We start from the raw sequence: 20,092 nt of genomic DNA on the forward strand, positions 1-20,092 counted from the left end.
TCATTATCCCCTATTAAAACCATAAATTCTCCTGATATTACAGTTCTGCCAACAGACGATCCTGCCTTTTACCTACTTGCTAACTTAATTATGTAGCCTAATTGGGCCTACTTTTTAAACTAAAATACAACATTTCTAGTTATTATTACGTTTATTTAGGTAACGAGTACCAAGGAGGGATTATCATAAAAGTAAAGACAATGTATTTTATTCTCAGTGTTGTAGCGTTATTTTTACTATCAGCTTGCGCGCGTGGTGTTACTGGCTCTAGTCAGCAGAATGAACTAGGTGAACCTTATCGTGTGGCGTTGGAGGAGTTAATTTCAACAGATACAGCTCTTAATGAAAACATGGAGTATATCTCATTGGATTTCGATAAAGGAATTCCATTAAAGGATTCTGATAAGAAAAGCATTGGGGATTACCTTCACAGCAAATATAACGTAAAAATTTATAACCTAACCTATGAAGAATTGATTGAAGAAGGACTTTCTGAACAGTCTGAAAACACGCTTAAAGGGATTTTACTGAAAATTGAAAAGCAGGAGAAGCAATCAGATAATAACATTGCCATAGAGGTCAGTAAGTATCGTGCCAATGAGGGGTCGCTCTCTGCAAAAATAACTTTAACCCATGAGGAAGGTAAATGGAAATTTGCTACCCATACTCCTACAAGGGAAAGTTAAAGGAAATAATTTCTTTTACCAGTGAGAGTGCTAGGAAAAGTTTATTATGATAATTATCGAATTAGCCCTTTAGGGCTTTTTTTGTCCGTATTTTCTGGATTATATACCATTCCTAAAGGTGAAATGCATTTGAATAATTAATCGAGACCACTCCTGGTTAACTACGGAACGAAGGAATACCCCAAGTCCCCGAAGAAGAACTTCGGCTCCTGCTCCTAGTTTGTATCCTCCCGAAGTTGAACGGAAAAGAAGTATCTTTATATACTAAAAGTGAGGTCTTTACATCTAAAGTAATCTTCAACTTGTTTAATTCTTTTCCAATATACTTAACAAAAAATTCATAACGTCTTTTTAACCATTCAAATAATCTACTCATGATGTTTGTAATTATACATATATGAGCGATCCGGTAGGACGTCCAATTTTTTAAAAAATAATCCCAACCTTTATTTCGCCTGGCACACTATATAATTGTCAGGAATTACAGATGCAACTATGGAGGAAAAAAATGGACTCAATTGGTAAAAACGGAAAAGAAGCGGCGGAAGCGATTCGGAGCTATGTCAAACCGATTTTCGGTTTTGCGTTAAACCGGGTCAAGCACCGGGCCGAGGCGGAGGATCTGGCTCAGGAGATTATGCTGCAGTTGTTGAAATCCTTCTCTGGGGTGCGGGACATTAGAAGCCTTGACGCTTACGTCTGGACGGTTGCTCGATACACTTGGGTGAATTGGTTGGAAAAGCGTGCGCACGCTCCCCAAGCGATCGAAATCAACGGTATGTCCGAACTGTCTGCCGCCCCTTCCCGGGAGCCGCTTGACCGGCTGCTGGTAACCGAAGCTTACCGCGAGCTCCGCCGAGAAGTCGCGTTTCTGTCCGACATCCATCGCCGGATCGTGGTCATGCATTACTACGACGAGCTTAAAATCGGCGATATCGCGATTGCTCTGAACATTCCTGTAGGCACGGTGAAGTGGCATTTGAGCGAGGCTAAAAAGAAGTTACGGAAAGGGATGAAACGTATGCGTGCAACAGGAACTTTAAGTGTCAATCCGGTCAGCATGGGGGAAATGGGCCATTCCGGTTCGGCCGGCAGACTGGGCGAAACCAACGATTTTCTTGGACGCGCCTTGGCGCAAAATATCGTTTACGCGGCTTATCATAGGGCGCGTACCGTACATCAAATCGCGGAGGAGCTCGGAATGCCGCCGTCTTTGCTGGAAGGCGAAGTCCGGCACCTGGCCGATTACAATTTTCTCATCCAAACCTCTCCCGGCAAATATCAAAGCAATACCATCGTCTGGGACCTCTTCGAGTTAGCCGTAGCTGGTCATCAATTCTGGCAAGATTGCGCCGCCGAAGTGGCCGATTTTCATTTCGACGCATTAATGGAAGTTCGCCGGCAAGTCGAGGATAGCGGAGTTTACGTTCCGGACGGCGACTATAACTTCCTGCTCTGGACCTTGCTGCCCAAGAACATCGAGGAGCAATCTTGGCGGAGCATGCCGGCTGGCGAAAACTTCGATGCGGTCGCACCAATGCGAAAGGACGGAGGTCAATATATTGCCTATGCGGCGTTAAATCGGAGCCACTATGCCGATCCGGGTTTTGATATGAGTAGTTACGTCACCTTCGGTCCGTCGCTCCGCTACGTCGAAGACTCTCCTTTATACTTGTGGCAATTCAATACGTACTGGAGCGACCGCCAGATGGATTGGCGTTTGCTGGAATATCGGAATGTCGAGATTTGTCATGCGTTCCAACAAGGGGAACTGCCCGACAACGAAGAGAACGCTGAGCAATATTCGTTCCTGCTGGAGAAGGGGTACATCCGCAAGACGAAGGAGGGGTACAAGTTCAATGCGGTTTGGATTGACTCTCCGCAAACGTTGGATCGGTTGAACAAAGCAATGCCGGATTTGTCCGCTCTGTATGCGCCTGCTGTCGGCAAGCTCTACGATAAAATGCTCAAGCTGTTCCTGCAAAATCAGCCGAAGCATTTGGAGCCGCAGCTTGCTTACATGGTGAGAGGCAACACCGGCGGAGGCCGGCTTGTCGCTTATATTTTGAAGCATTTGATCGATAACGGGAAGTTGAAACCGCCGTTGCCGCACCAGCAGAAGACGATTTCAACCTGGATGGGGCCGGTCAAGTAAGTCGGTTCGGAAATCTATACGAAGAATAGCCGTTCCCGGGCGGTGGCCATTTTTACGCAAAACTTTGTCTGTCCACTCTGTCTGTCCAACGAAGTGATTAGGACATCGCTATTTCACACGGCCTCCTCCTGAACGTATGGAAATGATTAAAAACTACCCATGACGCACATGCGTCATGGGTAGTTTTTAATCGCGATCGTATCTGCCAGATTTCTCCTTTACCTTACGATTTTTATCTTTTTTGTCCGCAACCAACCGTGAGAGGCCAGACGCTCCACATACTCAGCAGATCTATTCAGCAAAACTGCCCGTTAGTTGAGTAAAAGCAGCCAATCACAATGATCAGCTGCTTTCTTGTTGTTATTGAGCTAACGTATCCCGTTAGTTAAATGAACCATGCTGAAATGGTCCTTGTGACATCTTCGAGTTAAGAAAACGCGGTGACCGGGCATGTCGGCAGTCGCGTTTTTCCGTTTTATCCCTCGACCCGATACCATAGTTCACAATATTCGTAGCCATCTACACTTGTACCATACATCTCGAAGTTGCCGCCATCTAAAATTGTAAATGTTGATGTTTGCAGCCATTCCGAAAATATTCGATTCTTCAAAGACCTCAAATCATACTTGCCGCTGCCATTTCCATCATGTAATGTTGAAAATACTGCCCACGTAGATGCTGGAACATCAACAACTGTATATCCATTCACCTTGCTATCAAGCGCTTTGTAGCACCCGATTAGGTAAGGGAACGTCGTATTGTTTGTGAATGTATAGGCGTCGAATGCAAAGACAGCTCCAAGTTCCTTGCTGAAACTGCTTTCGTCTCTCCATTCCCCGCTCACCGACTGGGATAATCGGTCCAACTCACCATTTTTGCTGATGGTTTGCCAAACCTCGGGGATCGATATCCCCTCCTCATTCGCAATAGTGTCGTAATGGTAGATATCCTCCAGCCCATAAACTTGAAAAGCATCCCGTTTTTCAATCCGATAATTCATTCCGACAACTCCCTTTAATATGATTTGAAAGGAGATACGAGGAAAGGCTCTTAACTCACTTCCGGCATTTCGAGCTAATGTAGGCGTCATTCCATGCAGATTTTGAAATGCTCGTGAGAATGATTCAGGTGTTTCATATCTGTACTTCAAGGCAATATCCGTCACCGTGTTCTTCCTGTTCTTTAAATCAAATGCAGCAAGCGTCAGCCTTCTACGCCTGATATATTCGGACAATGGGACATCAAGTACAAATGAAAACATGCGCTGAAATTGGTAAACCGAACATAAGGCGATTTTAGCGATTTGGTCATAATCAATATCTTGTTCTAAATTGTCTTCAATATAGCTGACAGCTCGATTCATTCTCTCTAGCCAATCCACGACAATCCCTCCTTTCGTAAGAAGCATATCATCCGGTAGTTTATGTCGCCTGACTTTCCGTGCAGGATAATGTCAGGTGGTAATCATCCGTATACAGAATCCTTTTTCTCTAAATAAATCCAAGTCTTTATTAGTTTGAAGCATCTAGTAGTGTTTTTACACTCGATTTTCCCGTGTCATTAAGTCTGCTTAAACCCTATTATTTAACCACTCTTTAGTAGCCTCGTATTAAGGTATTCGTGAAGGTATTAAAACTAACCTGCCCGTTAGTTTAATGAGGAGCTCATCATCCTAACATAATTTTCGTGTTCTCTACTTTCTGTAAAGGTATACCAATAAGGATCGTTAGCATTTGTGCAACGATCCCTATTGTCAGTCCGTTAGTTGAAATAAGCAACTGATCACTTCGATACCCTGCCGACTATAAGTCCTTGGGATATTAAGATTGCATCTGTTTACAAACTGTATTCCAATTATAGAAAGGAGACCTGAAATGATTCGCCTGTTAGCCTTGATTTTTTACTCAAAAGGAATTACTTATGTAAGGTCACAGCCACTCACCCTAATTAGAGCGTCTCAACCAATTTCTGAATCTTTGAGTGGGAAATTAAATATACAGGTCCCATTATTTCTATTTTGCCGTCCTTTACACGTATAGCGCTCTCCTGTTCTGCCGCATAAACATCAATCGCTTCAGACAAGGGGGACAGGTAGCCTTGAACAAACGTGGCGTAGTCGCGTTGAGAATGAGATTCGTAGGCAAAATGATCAAAACCAATACCATTATAAATAGTACTTGTTTCAACTTCATCAGTGTTATTCAAGCTTAACCATTTTGCAGCCATGTTTAACGCACCGGCGCTGGCACCCATTATAATGGCATTGCTATTCTTAATAACATCCGATAATTCATAATCCAACAAAAAATCGTTCTGTAAAACAGGATATCCACCACATAAAAAAATGACAGAAGCGTTCCGAATGAATCGCTGAGCATCTTCTTTCTGCATACGGTAATCGATGAAATGATATTCATCAAAAATAATGTTAGCCTGATTCAACCATGTCCATTCAGAAACATCATCAAAGTTAACTTGCTCATCTTTATAACCAGACGGATTAGCACTAATCATAACAAGCGATTTTCTGTCTTGTATATCCTCCTGTAAACAATGGACCAGCTTCTCAGGAAAAAAATGATTAAACCAACTGAAATAGTAGTGAGTTTTCAAACTTAATTACCTCCATATGTATTATTTACATTCATCCATTCTTAACGAAAACATATTATACATGCTAGAAAGATGAACGGTTCTTCAGCCGCGTTAACCTGCTCGTTGGCTTAAACAATCGCATCACTAAACGATTCTTACTTTACTAATGCATATATGTTCGTGTCTCTTAATTCACTTCCATCAACAGACAGGTCTTCATTCCTAATAACACCTTCCATGTCAAACTTCAATCTTTCGGGGATCATCTTGCTTTTAGTGTTTTTAGTATCACAGCGTATTTCTATTCGATTTGCATTCAAATGATTAAAAGCAAAATCAGTGATACCTTGTACAGCTTCAGTCATATAACCTTTCCCACTATACCTAGTATCAATCCAATACCCAATTTCAAACTTTCGAACTTCCCAATCAATGCTGTGTAAGCTAGAAGAGGCTATTAATTGCCCGGTATCCTTCAAAAATACAAGTAGCCTTAGGTTTTCTCTACTTAGGAATTTAATATGAGCTTCTCTTATCCCAAGTTCTGAATTATACTCCGTATGCTTTTCCTGAGCCCATTTCATCCAAGGCTTCAACTCTTCTATAGAAGCATTTACAGCTTCACATACTTCCTTTCCATCACCTGGTTTAGGCATTCTAATCAGTAGACGCTCTGTAAAAAACTCATCTGGAAAATCAATCATGATAGGATTCATAGACAACCCCTTTTTATATACATTATACAAAATAACCCAATTTATTGATAGTACCTTTACCATAACTCTAACCACGTTAAAAAAAGCCCGGTTCTTCCCCCCGGGCAACATACATTTTTGTATGGGTTACTTACTTATAAATTCTACCATCTTCTGATGTAATTCCTTCTCGGAACATTGAAAGATACCATTAAAATCCTGGGGGTTACGGATCAATTTGTTTAACTGGTCTATTCCATATTGTTGAACAACAAACTCTACAAATAGGAACGAAAACTGAAAACCCTTCATCGTTTCGAAATCCCAGGTATCATTATCTAATTGTTCGAACGTTGGGATCTCTAAATTGAGAATAGCCTCTTCTGTTGTACCTTCAATAAAGTCATCCTGAGGATATACTTCAATCGTTACTTTTCGCGCTGGATGATAATTCTCTATAATTTCATATCTTTACAAATTTATAATGATAAGCAAAGATTGGAGTAGTTCTGGAGGGAATCACATCATGTAACCGCCTTCCCAAAATGAAGGAGAGATAATAATGAAATACACCAATGTTTTATTATCAAGCGTCATTGTTTTAGGTAGCTTAGGCACGTTATCAATTGCTTCATCTTCGTTTCACACTTCTGATAAAGTAGCACACATTGCTGCTGACTCAACATCTGTGAACTTTTCGACATACCAGAGTATACCTAAGTTTGAAAAAACAATAGGCTCAAACAAAATTATGTGGAAAGGTGACAACACCTCTATAACTGCAAATACCTTAAAGCTAGATGCTACTGCCGATTTTGAGCAAAACATCATTGACACCATTGTAGTTACTCATGGTAAAGAAAGGTACACCCTGCAAACAGGAGATTTTAAAGTTAAATTATTGGATATCACTAGTGTTGCTCAATCTCCATCGAATAAATGGATTGTTATCCAAGTAGAAAAAAGTGCCGGCAGCAACCTCATTCTCGTGAACCTTAAAACAGGAGAGAACACAATTTTAAACGAACATCTTGAAAAAGCAGGTAAACAAAATGTAGAAACCATTTCATCATATAATTGGTCACCAAAAGAAGACATCATTGCATTTTCTTATGGAAATACGGAGAAAAGCACTTTAGCAATATACGATACTAAGAAAGACCGTTTTGTTTATCTCCCTCGGGCAACCAACTATATTAGCACAGGTTTAATTTTATGGCATAAGAACGGAAAAAGTATTGATTTCATTAGTGAGTATCCTCCAGATCAATGGATTCTTTTCAGATACGATACAGAAACCAAAAAAGTTAAGCCTGTAAAAAAAATCACAAAAAAAGAATTTCAGCAGTGGTTTAAATTAGATAAATATCCTACGAAATAATGAAAAAATTTGATTGGACGGAAAATCGATTCTTTAGTTCAACTTATATAGCAAAAAGACGAGTCTCCATTAATGGGAGGACTCGTCTTTTTGGTTTTATTAAAATATTTAAGAAGTTCCTTTTTGTTTACTCGCCTGCATCTGTTGGGCAAATCTCATCATCTCTTCAAACTCTTCCTCAGATACGGCATCCCCATCGGTGCTTATGTCTTGTACAATCGGAATTTCGGGTTTAGCTTTGGTTCCTTTGCCGTATGTACGGGTACGGGTTCCAGCTGCACCAGCAGCCTGTTTGCCTTTGACCTTGGCCTGATCACGAATATATTGAACAGCTTTCTCATATGAGTTCACCTGCTTGAGCAACATGTTGGAGGCAATGGCCTCAACGAAGTTACGGTTAATCCGCTGCTCTCCACCAGATACAAGCAATGCCATCAAATAATGAATCAATACATTGATGACTTCACCAGGTAACTTGTAACTCAGATCAATTTTCTCAAATATATCGATCAGATTGTCTGGTACAGCTCCTGGGAAGAACGTCTGCAGCAGGCGGGTATAGGGCTCATTACGTAACATCATATTGTATTGATGAATATCACACTTGGTCATAAATTGCGGAGGTACTTCGACGTAATATTCCATCTGTACCCCATGCTCAACAGGTGGTTCACCGGAGTCTTCTTTCCGCTCTGGCTCCTCCATATGCTGTCTCAGTGCCACGACCTTGGCTGCCTGTACGGTCTGTTGCTCATGGCGCTTCTTCGTCTGCCTGAACTGCATGCTCGCCTTATGCTGAAGATCATCCAGAATCAGCTGGCCCTGTGGACTGAAGATATCATCTTCATCCAGCAGACGGCATACATCCTGCACACTGAGGTTAAACTTGTTCACGACATAATTTACAATGCCCAGTTGTTCATGATCGAACCGCAACTGTTCTACATGACGCCGATTGACCGACTCCCGCGGGAAACGCAAAATAATGTCGGCATAGTTCAAACTGTTTTCTTCTACTGCACCGTTCGTGCCTGTCCGCTGGGCCGTAGTTGATACTTCCGACAATGCTTGCTCCAGCTCGTAATCAATTACATGGGTATTCAATTCAAATATATCGTAAAAGGGAACGGAAATATTCTCTTTATTGGCTGCCGGATAAGGCGCGTCCCCATTTTCCACTGCCGAGAAACCCGAACGCAGGGATAGGACGGCGAATTTACCTATCTTGTCACGAAGCAACAGTGTCAAATGCTGTGTCCGAAAAAACTCTGCCGGAGAGAGCGGCGGTTGCAGCTCATATTCGTAGATGTAATCATCATTTTCCGGTATATATAGCCGTGAAGTCTGAAGTAACCCCACCGCTTCAAGCTTGGACGCCTGCTCTACCAGATATTTACGCCCCTTCTCGCTTGGCTCCAAGCCAAGCGTCATGAACAGCCTCCGTTGCTGTTCAAGCGGCGAATAACCGACCTGCTCACCGGGAAGATGCTGAAACAACAGCCGATACAAGCCAACCGCAAAAGCACCTACCATGGGCTGATATGCTCCTGTAAGCATACGGTCATCCAGGGCGCTAAGTCCAAACTCCCTGTATACGCAGTAGCGATGATGTTCAGTATAATGGTGCAGATTCTTCATGCGCATAGCCTGATCTCCTTCTCCCCAAAAGTATGTTTATCTATTCTATCATAAATGTCTGATCGTCAAATGCTCAAAAACAGGTAAAAAGATGGCCTGTTCTCGCTCCGTTTCGTCCTAGGTCGACATCATTCACGTTTTCGCCGAATTCAGTAAATTTCTAAAATAAAAATGTCGAGAGCCGCTAGAATACTATAAAAGCTGTAGCCGCAGAATACAAGGGAATATCTGAAGAGAATGTTCTCCAGATGTATATGAAGTACAAGTGTACAATAATCCTTCTAATATAAATAGACAGCAAAAAAGCCTTCCCTTTGTACTCGTAAGCGTTTACGACAAAGACAAGACTTTCACGCGAATACAGTGGCATGTGTTACACTTTCCAACAATCTAAAACATTCTGTACCCACCCAAACGTAACTTCTGGATCGTCCAGCCACTGATTACCGCACCAGCCAGTCCAGCGATGCCCGTCATATAGTCTACAAGCTGGAAAGAACCCAGATGTGACATCAGAGATGACGTATGATCCCATAGAGAGTACACGACGACAGGCAAAATCACAATGATGAACAGATAGGAAGGAAACCAGGTGGTCTTCATCAGCATGTTCAGAATGAAACCGATACCAAACATCATAACGAAAAATAATACCATTAATACCAACACAGGTATAAATTGCATCGGGCGACACTCACCTCTTCTTTCACACATTCAGGTTTCACTTCTGGATAGTAGTTAGTGTACCGCAAAAAATGTGGCGAAGCAACGAACTTTCTGGACAAATTTCCCTATATTCATACTCTGTTCATTTGCCCTTCTCCTTCATGTTGGGATACAATGTAAACGATAAAGCACTCACCCATCCCTTATAGTGCGTGTTCAAAAAGACTGGTTTTCAGTACCGAGAAGATGGAATGAAGCTAGAAATGGAGTAGCGGAGCGTAGGAAGCTACGTGAGCAACGGACATTTCGGCTGAATGCCATATTCGATGCTGATGATGCCAACAGGCATTATTCGTAATCAAAAGCGGACTTTTTGAACAACCCCTTATAGGGATTTGGAAATATACCTTGCAGGAGGAACACAACCAATGAACGAAGCCGCATCAACACTGGAGGGCTGGTATGCCCTGCATGATTTTCGCTCGATTAACTGGGCCGCCTGGAAAGCAGCAGACGATGAAGAACGTGCTGTAGCACTGGACGAGCTTCAAGAATTTTGGAAAGAATGGAAAGAAGTCGAGGATTCATCCAAAGGAAGTACAGTCGTATATACGGTTGTAGGTCAAAAAGCCGATCTCGTCATGATGCACCTGCGTGAAACGCTGGAAGATCTGAAGGCTGTTGAGAACGCGTTTAACAAAACGATGTTTGCCCAGTACACAACGAAGTCTTATTCTTACGTCAGTGTAGTGGAACTGAGCAACTACCTTGGCAAAGAAGGCGAAGACCCGATGCAGAATCCGGAGATTATCGCCCGTCTGAAACCTGTTCTGCCACAACGGCAATACATCTGCTTCTATCCGATGAACAAAAAACGTGAGCTGAATGACAACTGGTACATGCTGTCCATGGACGAGCGTCGTACCATGATGCGCAGTCACGGCATGATTGGCCGCAGCTATGCGGGTAAAGTGAAACAGATTATTACCGGCTCTGTCGGTTTCGACGATTGGGAATGGGGCGTTACGCTGTTTGCGGATGATGCACTTCAGTTCAAGAAACTCGTCTATGAGATGCGTTTCGATGAAGTCAGCGCCCGTTATGGCGAATTCGGTTCGTTCTACGTGGGAAGTCTGTTGAACGAAGGTACTTTGGAAGAAATGCTTAAACTTTAAAATTGTGCAACGCATAATAAAGCACCGCGACATCTCCTTTTAAGGATATTGTCTGCGGTGCTTTACTATCTATCAATATTCTACTACCTCAAGCTTGATTTAGATCTATATTGTTTGAACTATTTATTTACCCAAAAACGGAAAGGACAGAAAAAACCTGAAAAAGCGAAGCTACAAGCTTTCTGAAAGAAAGCTGCATCGGAAGCATACGCTATCACCGGATTTTCCCTTTAACAAAAGGGAATCAAAAAAATCTGGGGATAACAGCGATTGGAAGGTTATGTCTCTAATCTTGCTCCTCATCAACCGCTTTTAGTGATTCCAGGAACTCGGCTGTGGCCCGATCACGGTCACGCCCCTTCTCTTTAAGGCGCTCAATCGCGGGCAAAATGAGAACATCTACTTCTTTCTGCACGATATAGGCCAGATCATATTGATCCTGTTCCTCCAGATAACCACCGACCTGCATCAGGGCGTTGTATCGATCCAGTTCCTCACGCGTTAATAGTCCCCGGACCTGAACACTGCAATGTCTCATCCAAAAAACCGCCCTTTCTTCAGTACCAGCGGAATACCACCAATGATGAACAGATAACGCAGATCAACCAGCTTCTTCAGCTGAGCCGCTTTCCAGCCTTTGTATTTCTTGCCGCCTACAACGGCAATAGCTTCACCTTTACCCAATGAGGCAACCGTGCCTTTGCTCGTAAATACAAAAGGTTGTGGCTGTTTCTTGCGAATGGATGCCACGACGTTCTTGGCGCAGTTCACACCCTGCTGCATCGCAATCTGGGCTGTTGGCGGATAAGGCCGTCCTTCCGCGTTAAAGACAAGTGAATTATCACCAATGACATAAACATTCTCATGTCCAGGGGCACGCAGATAATCATCTACCTTCACACGTCCTCGCATCACTTCAAGACCTGCCTGTTCAAGCAGTGAGTTACCGCGAATACCACCGGTCCATACGACTGTAGCAGCATCGAGCTTTTCACCCTCACCCACAATAACCCCGTCCGGGAGACATTGCTTAATTGGAACACCAATTTTGAAAGTAACGCCCTTCTTCTTGAGCACATTCATCGCATGTTCTACCAGTTCCGGGTCAAATCCAGGCAAGGCCGAAGGCGCTGCCTCTACATTATAGATGTGCACATGTTTTGGGTTCACGTCGAATTCCTTGCACAGCTGTGGAATACGATCTGCAAGTTCAGCTACGAATTCAACACCACTGAAACCCGCTCCACCTACGACAAACCGAATACGATTTCGTTTGTTATCGTTTTTGTACATCGCAAATTGATATTCGATGTGTTCTCGAATCAGTCTGACCGAATTAATGCTGCGGATTGTCATGGCGTGATCGAGCATCCCTGGAATACCGAAAGTCTCAGGTTCACCGCCTAGTCCAATAATCAGATAATCATAGGATAAGGTACCGTCCTCCAGAATAATCTTCCGATCCTGTAGACGAATCTCCTTCACAGAAGACTTGACCAGATCAATCTTGAACTCATCAATCAGCTTCGAAATAGGGACTCTTGCATGCTCAATGGTATCCGTGCCGGCTGCCGGCATATGTAGATGTGTAGTAATATAATGATAATCATGCCGATTCACCAATGTGACGTCGGCCTCGTTATAGTTCAATTCCTTCTGCAGCCGCTGGGCTGTCAGAATCCCGCCATAGCCCGCGCCGAGGATGACGATTTTGGGAATACTGCTCATGTCTATACCCCTTCCGGTTTCACTTGCATCAGCCCGATCTTGGGTGAGATGCAAAATGCACATACTTACAAATATTGATGAGGTCTTGCCCATTATGACGACAAATGTTAACTTCGCGAATTTATTTAAACGTTTGCATCAATTTCATAACTCACTAAAAATGGATTTTATGAAACTAGATATCGATATATTGAACTGTTTTGATCTATATCTAGACTTGATTGAAGCAACTAAAGGGTTTATGAAATTGATACGTTTGCACGCAAGTTATCGTTTCAAGTTGTGAAATTAACCACAAGATTCTACAAAACACGGGATCTGTCTCCATATTACATATTGACTCTAAATTAGACAAAAAAACACATAGTACAGGTCAAGGATATCTGTATTTCTAGTAAAGATCAAGGTTTTTTTTGTTATTTTTCATAACCTTTCATTTCCAATTTCATCCTATTCTCATCTGATCTTCATCAATTGTTCCCAGTTTCGTGACGCCGCTAACTTTGCAACCCTGAATACACCGTTTATAATAGGAAAGACAGTTCAGCACCAATGCTGGTTATGATACGTAGCCTGCACATTCCATCTGTTAACTACCTATTAAAATATGAAAGGTGTTGTTGATTCTTGACTGCACAGAATTCCAGTCATGATATGACTGATTTACTTATTATCGGTGGAGGCCCTGCGGGTCTGTTCGCCGCATTTTACGGTGGGATGCGTCAGGCATCCGTTACACTGGTTGAAAGTATGCCACAACTTGGCGGACAGCTTGCCGCTCTTTACCCGGAGAAATACATCTATGATGTAGCCGGATTCCCGAAAGTAACGGCTCAGGAACTGGTGAATAACCTAGTTGAGCAAATGAGTCATTTTAACCCGAACATCCGCCTTGAAGAAAAGGTTGTATCGGTGGAGAAAAAGGATGAACAACATTTCGTCGTGAAGACAGATGAGAATGAATATCATGCCAAAGCCGTCATTATTACAGCTGGCGTAGGTGCATTCGAACCACGTCGCCTTGAGCTTGAAGGTGCTGCCAAGTTCGAGAAGAGCAACCTGCACTACTTCATCAGTGATCTGAATGCCTTCGCTGGCAAAAAAGTACTGATCAGTGGCGGCGGTGACTCTGCGGTAGACTGGGCACTCATGCTGGAGCCCATCGCTGAGCAAGTGACGCTGATCCATCGCCGGGACAAGTTCCGTGCACATGAGCACAGTGTCGAAAACCTGATGAATTCCAAGGTGAATGTCGTTACACCGACCGAAATCACAGAACTTCATGGGGATGACACCATTACCAAGGTAACCCTTTCCCATGTGAAAACCAAAGAAACACAGGAAATCGAAGTAGATGACGTGATCGTTAACTTCGGATTTGTCTCTTCTCTCGGACCGATTGCCGAGTGGGGTATCGAAATTGACAGTAACTCCATCGTTGTTGATTCCCGCATGGAAACATCCATTCCAGGAATATTCGCTGCCGGAGATATCACAACCTACCCGGGTAAACTGAAGCTGATCGCTGTCGGATTCGGCGAAGCTCCAACAGCCGTCAACAATGCGAAGGTATACTTCGATCCGGATGCCAAGTTGTCCCCGGGACACAGCAGCAACATGAAACGCTAGTTTCGCTGAAATAACATATATTGATACAAAAAAGGGTATCTTACTCCTGAGTGAATCCATATCAGGAGGGATACCCTTGTCTTATATATGCCCGCTGTGTAACGGTCTGGTTGTACCGGAGCAGGCTTGCCCCCACTGCCTTCAGGGACTGTTAGAATGCGGCAAATTGGACGATTACACCGGACCATACAGCCCCTACGTATCCCAACCTTCCTCTGACACGGCAGACGAAGTCGAAAACGTTTGCAATCATGTAATGTACTGTCACCATTGTCAGATGAGCACGCCGTGGCCTGTCTCACTATGGGACTTGTCCGGAAACCTGTAACATTGCCTGCAATGAGGATCTCTAGTGAAGAATGGCAGATACGTCGGTACCCAGTTTGCGCTTATGGATTTCTGCCAACAGCAGTGCGATGAAATCTCGTTCGAGATTCAACTCAATCGCTTTATGGTAGGAATCCAACAACATCTCATCGGATAACATAGCCATTTCCCGCCACAACCTTTCCTTTTTTTTCCTCAAAACTATCATATCAGAGATTTATATAGAGAACAAGCGTTCTTGTTATCCACAATGATATGTGGAAATCCTGTGCATAGTTTGTTGATAAATGGAAAAAATGTAGAGTGATCAACGTGTATAGTGTGGACAATATTTATGCACAGGAAGTTTGTACTACTATCAGAACGTTTATCAGCGTATTTTTTTTGGGATAAATTCATAGTTTCAAGACTTGTTGCGAGTAAATTACCCGGTAATGTAAAATTTCAAACGTTTTTCATAGCGTTTTCTTCTATATATTATCGGTTTTTCTGGAATTTTCTTGAGCTTTCCCATTCATTTTCTATTGAGGTCTGGTATTCACTTCCAAAATCCAAATCTTGCCTGAATAATCCAGTCCATAATCAAATCCAAGCTGACCTACCCCAGGGAACTGACGTTCCATAATGTACGTACATGTCAGTGTAAGTGAACGCATCTCCCGGCGTTTGTGCCGACCTGATATATGGGGCAGGGATAAACCAAGAGCTCGCCTTCCTGATAACATGGTGCCACCCTTGCTCAGATTTGTCACACAGAGTCCGGGACGAGCGAGTCGTCCTACTAAGGAACGGAATACCCAGCCTCGTTCGGTTTTGACAACTTTGACTCTGTAATCAACAGGTCTCCCTTGAATCGTTGCCAGATGAATGCCTTGCTGGATCAAGTACCTGCGTCTAGCCTTTACACGCACCAGAGAGCGATACATCTGGCTGAAACTGGCGAAAGAACGGGTTGTTTTCATATGAGTGTATCGATAAGCCCCACCGCTCGCCGATACCCGGATAACACCGTAACCTCCGCCTCCTACAATAGGTTTGATATACACCATTCCATAACGACTGAGCATGTGCAGCAGATTACCCGAGTTAAATGCCTTGGTCTGTGGGATATGGACAGCCGCTACCGGGTATTTCATCAGTGCCGCCGTCTTCCGCCATTTGCTTGCAAGTTGTCTCGACATGGGTTGATCTCCTTCCTTGAAACAATAGTCCTTCCTTATACATACTCAACAGAAGCCTTGCTTTCTTGGATGTCTGTCCACGGCAATGGCCCCTTTTCCATGGAACCTGTCCCAGGGTGATGGCGGAAATGGGAACAAGCGCCCGGTTTACTTTTCAAACAAGTCAATCTGTCGTATGCTACTAAGGAATGGCTTGGAAGGGCTTAAATATGAGGATCTAAGGAGCGTTCAGAACAAATGGAAGCATTTTTCAAATCACTTTATGGCGTAGCCTATTTTGCAATGTCGATCGTTCTGGTAGCCGTTACGGTACTTCTCTTTGTCACAGGTATTCGACTGTTTATGCAAAAGCGTAATCGCGGCTTTGCCGTGAGTTGTCTTATATTTGCCTGTTTCATTGTCTTTATCATTGTTGTTATGTTAACTACGCCCTTCTCTGCAACACCGCCGGGTTCACCGGAAGCCATGGCTGCCCTTCTTCACTTCGGGTAGTTGAACCTCTGTAGAAGGAGATGCTTATGACACGTACTAATGAAACCTTAGGAATTATTGATATCGGCTCGAACTCCATTCGTCTAGTTATCTATGAACTGGATCAGGACGCAGCCTATCGCATCATTCATGAAGACAAATACGCCGCTCGTCTGAGCAGCGTTGTTGAATCCGATGGAACCATTCTGCGCCATTCTCTGGATAAAGCCATCACCATCTTGCGTCAATTCAAAGCGACCTGTGAAGCGTATCAGACCAAACTGATTCGCGCAGCAGCTACGGCAGCCATTCGTAATGCAAGCAATGTCCTAGAGATTATTGAATGGCTGGAGACAGAGACGGGGCTTACCATTGAATGTGTATCTGGAGATCGGGAGGCCTATTATGGGTTCCTTGGTGTCACTCAATCCATTGAACTGGCAGACGGTTACGTCGTGGATATTGGAGGCGGCAGCACTGAGATCACAGTCTTTCGGGATCGGAAGAGGTTACATAGCATCTCCCTCCCTATTGGTGCAGTGAATTCACATGCCCGTTACGGGGGCGAAGATCAGTGGACCGAGGAGAATGCAAATGCATTGTGCAACGAAGTCATTGAGGCTCTCCGTGGACAGGATTGGATTCGTGAGCATCCTGGTCTGCCACTCATCGGACTTGGCGGCACAATGCGTACACTCGCCAAAGTGGAACAGAAGCGTACCCAGTATTCTCTGCCTGTCACCCATCATTATGAGATCAGTGAGGAAGCGATGGATAACATCGCTCGCTCCTTGCCTCATCTCACCTCGGCACAGCGCAAAAAGGTACCTGGGCTCGCCAAAGATCGCGCAGACATCATTGTGCCCGGCGTACTGATCCTGCGAACCGTCTTCCAGTTAATACAGGGAGATCGTTATGTGGTTAGTGGTGCGGGTCTACGAGACGGGTTGTTGCGTGATTACATGGCTGGAGGTCAGCCGGTCGTTCCAGACGCGCTAAAGGACAGTATCCGCAACTTTATCCATTTTGGTCCGCCTATTCCAGAGAAACGTCTGCAACGGATTCATCAGGATATGGTTACCCTGTATACGACATTACAAGGTACCCCTCCTGATCACGCGGATGCTCGAATCCTGTATGCGTCCTCCATGCTGCATATGGCAGGTAAGCAGATTAACTATTTCCGTTATACCCAGCACTCGGCCTATTGGATCATGAATTCAAGCATCTATGGGCTTTCTCATCGGGAGACCATTCTAAGTGCCAGTGCAGCTGATTATCATCCAAAAAAAAGAACGCCCCAGCTGCTGAATAAGCACCGGGACATTCTGAAAAACTCGGATGAGCGGCATGCTCATCGTATTGGCTCTCTGCTGCGCGTAGCGGAAGCCATCAATCGATCCGAAAGCATCGCTGCGATTGAAGCAACAAAAAAAAACGACTCGCTGCAGGTGCAATTCACCTGTACAGCTGAGCCGTTACTGGAACTTGATGGCCTGGAAGAGGCCGTCAAGGATCTGAAGGAAGCCTGGGGAGTTACGTTAACGCACTCCATTCAGCAGGCTTCCAAGGGATAATACCCATCGCCTCCGTCTGACTTCTCAGCGGGGGCTTTTCATTTTTTACAAATACATAATTGCCACCAGGCATAAGCTCTCTGGCTTTGACATTATCCATAAGGGACAGATTAAGAATATCGACCAGCATTTTCTTCAGCTCTGGATCAAATACGGGACACATCAGTTCAATTCTTCGATTCAGGTTACGTGTCATCCAATCTGCACTGGAGATGAATACATCCGGGTTGCCGCTATTTTCAAAATAAAACAACCTTGAATGCTCCAGAAAACGATCCACAATGCTAATGACCCGAATATTCTCACTTAACCCCTCTACCCCCGGACGCAGACAACATACACCACGCACAATCAGATCGATCTGCACGCCGGCTTGAGAAGCCTCATACAATTCATCAATCATTTCCTGATGGGATAAGGAGTTGATCTTGGCAATAATTCTGGAAGGTTTGCCTTTCAGCGCGTGCTCTGTTTCTCTACGAATCAGTGCAAACAGCTCATCCTTCATACCATCCGGAGCTACACGGAACGCCTGCAATGCCTTCGGACCGGAGTATCCGGTAATCTCATTGAACAATTCGGATGCATCTTCCCCAATAATCGGATTAGAGGTGAACAGTCCCACGTCCGTATACACTTTGGCTGTACTCTCATTATAGTTACCGGTTCCTACATGAACATAACGTCTCAGCCCCTGCTGCTCCCTGCGTACAACAAGAATGATTTTGGCATGGGTCTTCAGTCCAACCAGTCCATATACCACGTGACATCCGGCCTTCTCGAGCTTACGGGCCCAAGCAATGTTGCGCTCTTCATCAAACCGGGCTTTCAGTTCCACCACCACCGTGACCTGCTTACCACTCTCAGCTGCAAGTGCAAGTGCCGGAATAAGGCGTGAATCGCCATTGACCCGATATAATGTCATCTTGATAGCCAGAACTCTTGGATCTTCCGAAGCCTCCAATATAAAATCGGTGACCGGCTCAAACGATTCGTATGGATGGTGCACCAGTACATCCCGTTTGCGCAGCAGCTCGAAATGACTTTCTCTGGGTAGGAACTCCAGTGGATACACAGGTTTCACCGGACTGTACTTCAGATGCGAGAAACCTTCCAGACTATCCACGAATCCAGCCAGAAAACTCAGATCGAGTGGTCCATCAATTTCGTACACCGGGTCTTGAATATCGAATTCATCCTGCAATTCAAGCAAAGCGTCCGTACGAAAATCCTTGCAGACTTCCAGTCGTACAGGAGCCCCGCGGCGTCTGCGGCGCAATTCTTTTTCAATAGCCTCAAGCAGATCTTCCGCTTCTTCTTCATTAATGAACAGATCCGCATTGCGGGTCACCCGGAATTCCTGCGCAGCCAGCGAGATATATCCGCTGAAGAGCGTATGGATATGATGTTTGATAAGGTCTTCAATCAGTATGAATGTTTTCTTTTTGCTATTCGCCCGAATGGGAGCCTGAACTACCCGCGGAAGATTGGAAGGTACCTGGACAATGGCCATAAACGGCTCGCCCTCTTGCTCCCCTTCCTTCTGCAGCATTACGGACAGATAGACCGACTTGTTGTGCACCAATGGGAACGGACGACTCTGGTCAATCGCCATCGGTGTGAGTACCGGGAAAATAATATCATGAAAGTACTGGTCCATTGCGCGCTGTTGTGTCACATTAAGATCTGTATATTCCTGAATGTTTACGCCTTTCTTGGCGAGTAGACGAATGAGTTCACGATACGTTTTATACTGTTCGGCGACCATGGTCCCGGTACGTTTGATCAATCTGCGGTACAATCCCGAAGGCGTGTATCCTGTAAAATCTTTTTGCGTGAATCCGGCCTTGATCTTCTCTTTTGTCTCCGCCACCCTTACACTGACGAACTCGTCCAAATTACTAGCGACAATGCCGAGAAATCTCATGCGTTCCAGCAGAGGCGTTGTTGGATCCTGGGCCTCCTGAAGTACGCGCCGATTAAATTCAACCCAACTCAAATCACGATTAACGTAGTTGCCTGTTTTGACGTCTCTATGCATGTATGGCCTCCGAATGTGTTGCATATCTATTCTTCGTTAGAAGTTCTCCTATAATTGTACTATTCGTAATCAACATCAAGCGTCAGCGCAGTGTAAACGCTACGTAAAATTTATGTAAATGATACCTCATGGCCGCAACTTTTTCCA

18 protein-coding genes are annotated in these 20,092 nt (G+C 44.2%); 8 read left to right on the top strand and 10 right to left on the bottom strand.

Annotation, left to right across the window (positions count from 1 at the left end; genetic code table 11):
- Window positions 1-200 precede the first annotated feature (200 nt).
- Together QVE09_RS17710 and QVE09_RS17715 are read left to right on the top strand one after the other, a co-directional pair.
- Window positions 201-686: a hypothetical protein gene (locus tag QVE09_RS17710; protein WP_315937840.1), complete on the top strand. Its 486-nt coding sequence runs from the start codon at window positions 201-203 to the stop codon at window positions 684-686.
- A gap of 508 nt (window positions 687-1,194) precedes the next feature.
- Entirely contained in the window at window positions 1,195-2,841 is a 1,647-nt protein-coding gene (locus QVE09_RS17715) for an RNA polymerase sigma factor (protein ID WP_315937841.1), read from the top strand.
- A 475-nt stretch (window positions 2,842-3,316) separates the two neighbouring features.
- On the opposite strand, the gene QVE09_RS17720 is transcribed toward QVE09_RS17715, so the two are convergent.
- From QVE09_RS17720 to QVE09_RS17730, 3 genes are all read right to left on the bottom strand, one after another.
- Window positions 3,317-4,222 carry an AraC family transcriptional regulator gene (locus QVE09_RS17720; protein WP_315937842.1) on the bottom strand — a complete coding sequence of 302 codons (906 nt, stop codon included), beginning with the start codon at window positions 4,220-4,222 and terminating at the stop codon, window positions 3,317-3,319.
- 566 nt (window positions 4,223-4,788) lie between these two features.
- Window positions 4,789-5,454, bottom strand: a complete 666-nt coding sequence (locus QVE09_RS17725; RefSeq protein ID WP_282320280.1) for a type 1 glutamine amidotransferase family protein — start codon at window positions 5,452-5,454, stop codon at window positions 4,789-4,791.
- A 137-nt stretch (window positions 5,455-5,591) separates the two neighbouring features.
- On the bottom strand, window positions 5,592-6,152 hold the full coding sequence (locus QVE09_RS17730) for a GNAT family N-acetyltransferase (RefSeq protein ID WP_315937843.1): 561 nt from the start codon (window positions 6,150-6,152) through the stop codon (window positions 5,592-5,594).
- Window positions 6,153-6,693: 541 nt separating this feature from the next.
- Between QVE09_RS17730 and QVE09_RS17735 the strand changes: the two genes are divergently transcribed.
- A complete protein-coding gene (locus QVE09_RS17735; RefSeq protein WP_315937844.1) occupies window positions 6,694-7,512 on the top strand; it encodes a hypothetical protein in 819 nt (272 codons plus the stop codon).
- A gap of 108 nt (window positions 7,513-7,620) precedes the next feature.
- Here the strand turns inward: QVE09_RS17735 and QVE09_RS17740 are convergent, their stop codons facing one another.
- Both QVE09_RS17740 and QVE09_RS17745 read right to left on the bottom strand, forming a co-directional pair.
- A complete protein-coding gene (locus QVE09_RS17740) occupies window positions 7,621-9,156 on the bottom strand; it encodes a replication initiation and membrane attachment family protein (protein ID WP_315937845.1) in 1,536 nt (511 codons plus the stop codon).
- A gap of 384 nt (window positions 9,157-9,540) precedes the next feature.
- On the bottom strand, window positions 9,541-9,834 hold the full coding sequence (locus tag QVE09_RS17745) for a YuiB family protein (RefSeq protein WP_315937846.1): 294 nt from the start codon (window positions 9,832-9,834) through the stop codon (window positions 9,541-9,543).
- Window positions 9,835-10,244: 410 nt separating this feature from the next.
- On the opposite strand from QVE09_RS17745, the gene hemQ reads away from it, so the two are divergent.
- Window positions 10,245-10,991 carry a hydrogen peroxide-dependent heme synthase gene (gene hemQ, locus QVE09_RS17750; RefSeq protein ID WP_253440625.1) on the top strand — a complete coding sequence of 249 codons (747 nt, stop codon included), beginning with the start codon at window positions 10,245-10,247 and terminating at the stop codon, window positions 10,989-10,991.
- A 286-nt stretch (window positions 10,992-11,277) separates the two neighbouring features.
- Here the strand turns inward: hemQ and QVE09_RS17755 are convergent, their stop codons facing one another.
- Together QVE09_RS17755 and QVE09_RS17760 are read right to left on the bottom strand one after the other, a co-directional pair.
- Entirely contained in the window at window positions 11,278-11,529 is a 252-nt protein-coding gene (locus tag QVE09_RS17755; protein ID WP_315937847.1) for a hypothetical protein, read from the bottom strand.
- Window positions 11,526-12,719 carry an NAD(P)/FAD-dependent oxidoreductase gene (locus tag QVE09_RS17760; RefSeq protein ID WP_315937848.1) on the bottom strand — a complete coding sequence of 398 codons (1,194 nt, stop codon included), beginning with the start codon at window positions 12,717-12,719 and terminating at the stop codon, window positions 11,526-11,528. Before QVE09_RS17760 ends, QVE09_RS17755 begins: the two co-directional genes overlap by 4 nt.
- Before the next feature lie 654 nt (window positions 12,720-13,373).
- On the opposite strand from QVE09_RS17760, the gene QVE09_RS17765 reads away from it, so the two are divergent.
- Both QVE09_RS17765 and QVE09_RS17770 read left to right on the top strand, forming a co-directional pair.
- Window positions 13,374-14,348: an NAD(P)/FAD-dependent oxidoreductase gene (locus tag QVE09_RS17765; protein ID WP_210437008.1), complete on the top strand. Its 975-nt coding sequence runs from the start codon at window positions 13,374-13,376 to the stop codon at window positions 14,346-14,348.
- Between the two features lie 76 nt (window positions 14,349-14,424).
- Window positions 14,425-14,676, top strand: a complete 252-nt coding sequence (locus QVE09_RS17770; RefSeq protein ID WP_315937849.1) for a hypothetical protein — start codon at window positions 14,425-14,427, stop codon at window positions 14,674-14,676.
- 21 nt (window positions 14,677-14,697) lie between these two features.
- Here QVE09_RS17770 and sda read toward each other — a convergent pair whose 3' ends face one another.
- On the bottom strand, window positions 14,698-14,841 hold the full coding sequence (gene sda / locus QVE09_RS17775) for a sporulation histidine kinase inhibitor Sda (protein WP_017692430.1): 144 nt from the start codon (window positions 14,839-14,841) through the stop codon (window positions 14,698-14,700).
- Between the two features lie 355 nt (window positions 14,842-15,196).
- Window positions 15,197-15,856 (bottom strand): YheC/YheD family protein, encoded by a 660-nt coding sequence (locus tag QVE09_RS17780; protein WP_315937850.1) that lies wholly within the window; start codon window positions 15,854-15,856, stop codon window positions 15,197-15,199.
- A 237-nt stretch (window positions 15,857-16,093) separates the two neighbouring features.
- Here QVE09_RS17780 and QVE09_RS17785 point away from each other — a divergent pair, with 237 nt between their 5' ends.
- The gene (locus QVE09_RS17785; protein WP_017692428.1) at window positions 16,094-16,348 is read left to right on the top strand and encodes a hypothetical protein; all 255 of its coding nucleotides are present in this window, start codon (window positions 16,094-16,096) and stop codon (window positions 16,346-16,348) included.
- 26 nt (window positions 16,349-16,374) lie between these two features.
- Entirely contained in the window at window positions 16,375-17,904 is a 1,530-nt protein-coding gene (locus QVE09_RS17790) for a Ppx/GppA phosphatase family protein (RefSeq protein WP_315937851.1), read from the top strand.
- On the opposite strand, the gene ppk1 is transcribed toward QVE09_RS17790, so the two are convergent.
- Window positions 17,864-19,945: a polyphosphate kinase 1 gene (gene ppk1 / locus QVE09_RS17795; protein WP_315937852.1), complete on the bottom strand. Its 2,082-nt coding sequence runs from the start codon at window positions 19,943-19,945 to the stop codon at window positions 17,864-17,866. The two genes, QVE09_RS17790 and ppk1, sit on opposite strands and share 41 nt — an antisense overlap.
- Between the last annotated feature and the right edge of the window lie 147 nt (window positions 19,946-20,092).

Source organism: Paenibacillus sp. ClWae2A (assembly GCF_032452295.1).
Taxonomy (GTDB): domain Bacteria; phylum Bacillota; class Bacilli; order Paenibacillales; family Paenibacillaceae; genus Paenibacillus.

Bases quoted from the DNA above. Each gene is read 5' to 3' on its own strand.
- QVE09_RS17765 (WP_210437008.1), top strand. From the start codon at position 13,374: ATGACTGATTTACTTATTATCGGTGGAGGCCCTGCGGGTCTGTTCGCC.
- QVE09_RS17745 (WP_315937846.1), bottom strand. From the start codon at position 9,834: ATGCAATTTATACCTGTGTTGGTATTAATGGTATTATTTTTCGTTATG.
- QVE09_RS17735 (WP_315937844.1), top strand. From the start codon at position 6,694: ATGAAATACACCAATGTTTTATTATCAAGCGTCATTGTTTTAGGTAGC.
- QVE09_RS17715 (WP_315937841.1), top strand. From the start codon at position 1,195: ATGGACTCAATTGGTAAAAACGGAAAAGAAGCGGCGGAAGCGATTCGG.
- ppk1 (WP_315937852.1), bottom strand. From the start codon at position 19,945: ATGCATAGAGACGTCAAAACAGGCAACTACGTTAATCGTGATTTGAGT.
- QVE09_RS17785 (WP_017692428.1), top strand. From the start codon at position 16,094: ATGGAAGCATTTTTCAAATCACTTTATGGCGTAGCCTATTTTGCAATG.
- QVE09_RS17740 (WP_315937845.1), bottom strand. From the start codon at position 9,156: ATGCGCATGAAGAATCTGCACCATTATACTGAACATCATCGCTACTGC.
- sda (WP_017692430.1), bottom strand. From the start codon at position 14,841: ATGGCTATGTTATCCGATGAGATGTTGTTGGATTCCTACCATAAAGCG.
- QVE09_RS17780 (WP_315937850.1), bottom strand. From the start codon at position 15,856: ATGTCGAGACAACTTGCAAGCAAATGGCGGAAGACGGCGGCACTGATG.
- QVE09_RS17755 (WP_315937847.1), bottom strand. From the start codon at position 11,529: ATGAGACATTGCAGTGTTCAGGTCCGGGGACTATTAACGCGTGAGGAA.
- QVE09_RS17730 (WP_315937843.1), bottom strand. From the start codon at position 6,152: ATGAATCCTATCATGATTGATTTTCCAGATGAGTTTTTTACAGAGCGT.
- hemQ (WP_253440625.1), top strand. From the start codon at position 10,245: ATGAACGAAGCCGCATCAACACTGGAGGGCTGGTATGCCCTGCATGAT.
- QVE09_RS17790 (WP_315937851.1), top strand. From the start codon at position 16,375: ATGACACGTACTAATGAAACCTTAGGAATTATTGATATCGGCTCGAAC.
- QVE09_RS17760 (WP_315937848.1), bottom strand. From the start codon at position 12,719: ATGAGCAGTATTCCCAAAATCGTCATCCTCGGCGCGGGCTATGGCGGG.
- QVE09_RS17710 (WP_315937840.1), top strand. From the start codon at position 201: ATGTATTTTATTCTCAGTGTTGTAGCGTTATTTTTACTATCAGCTTGC.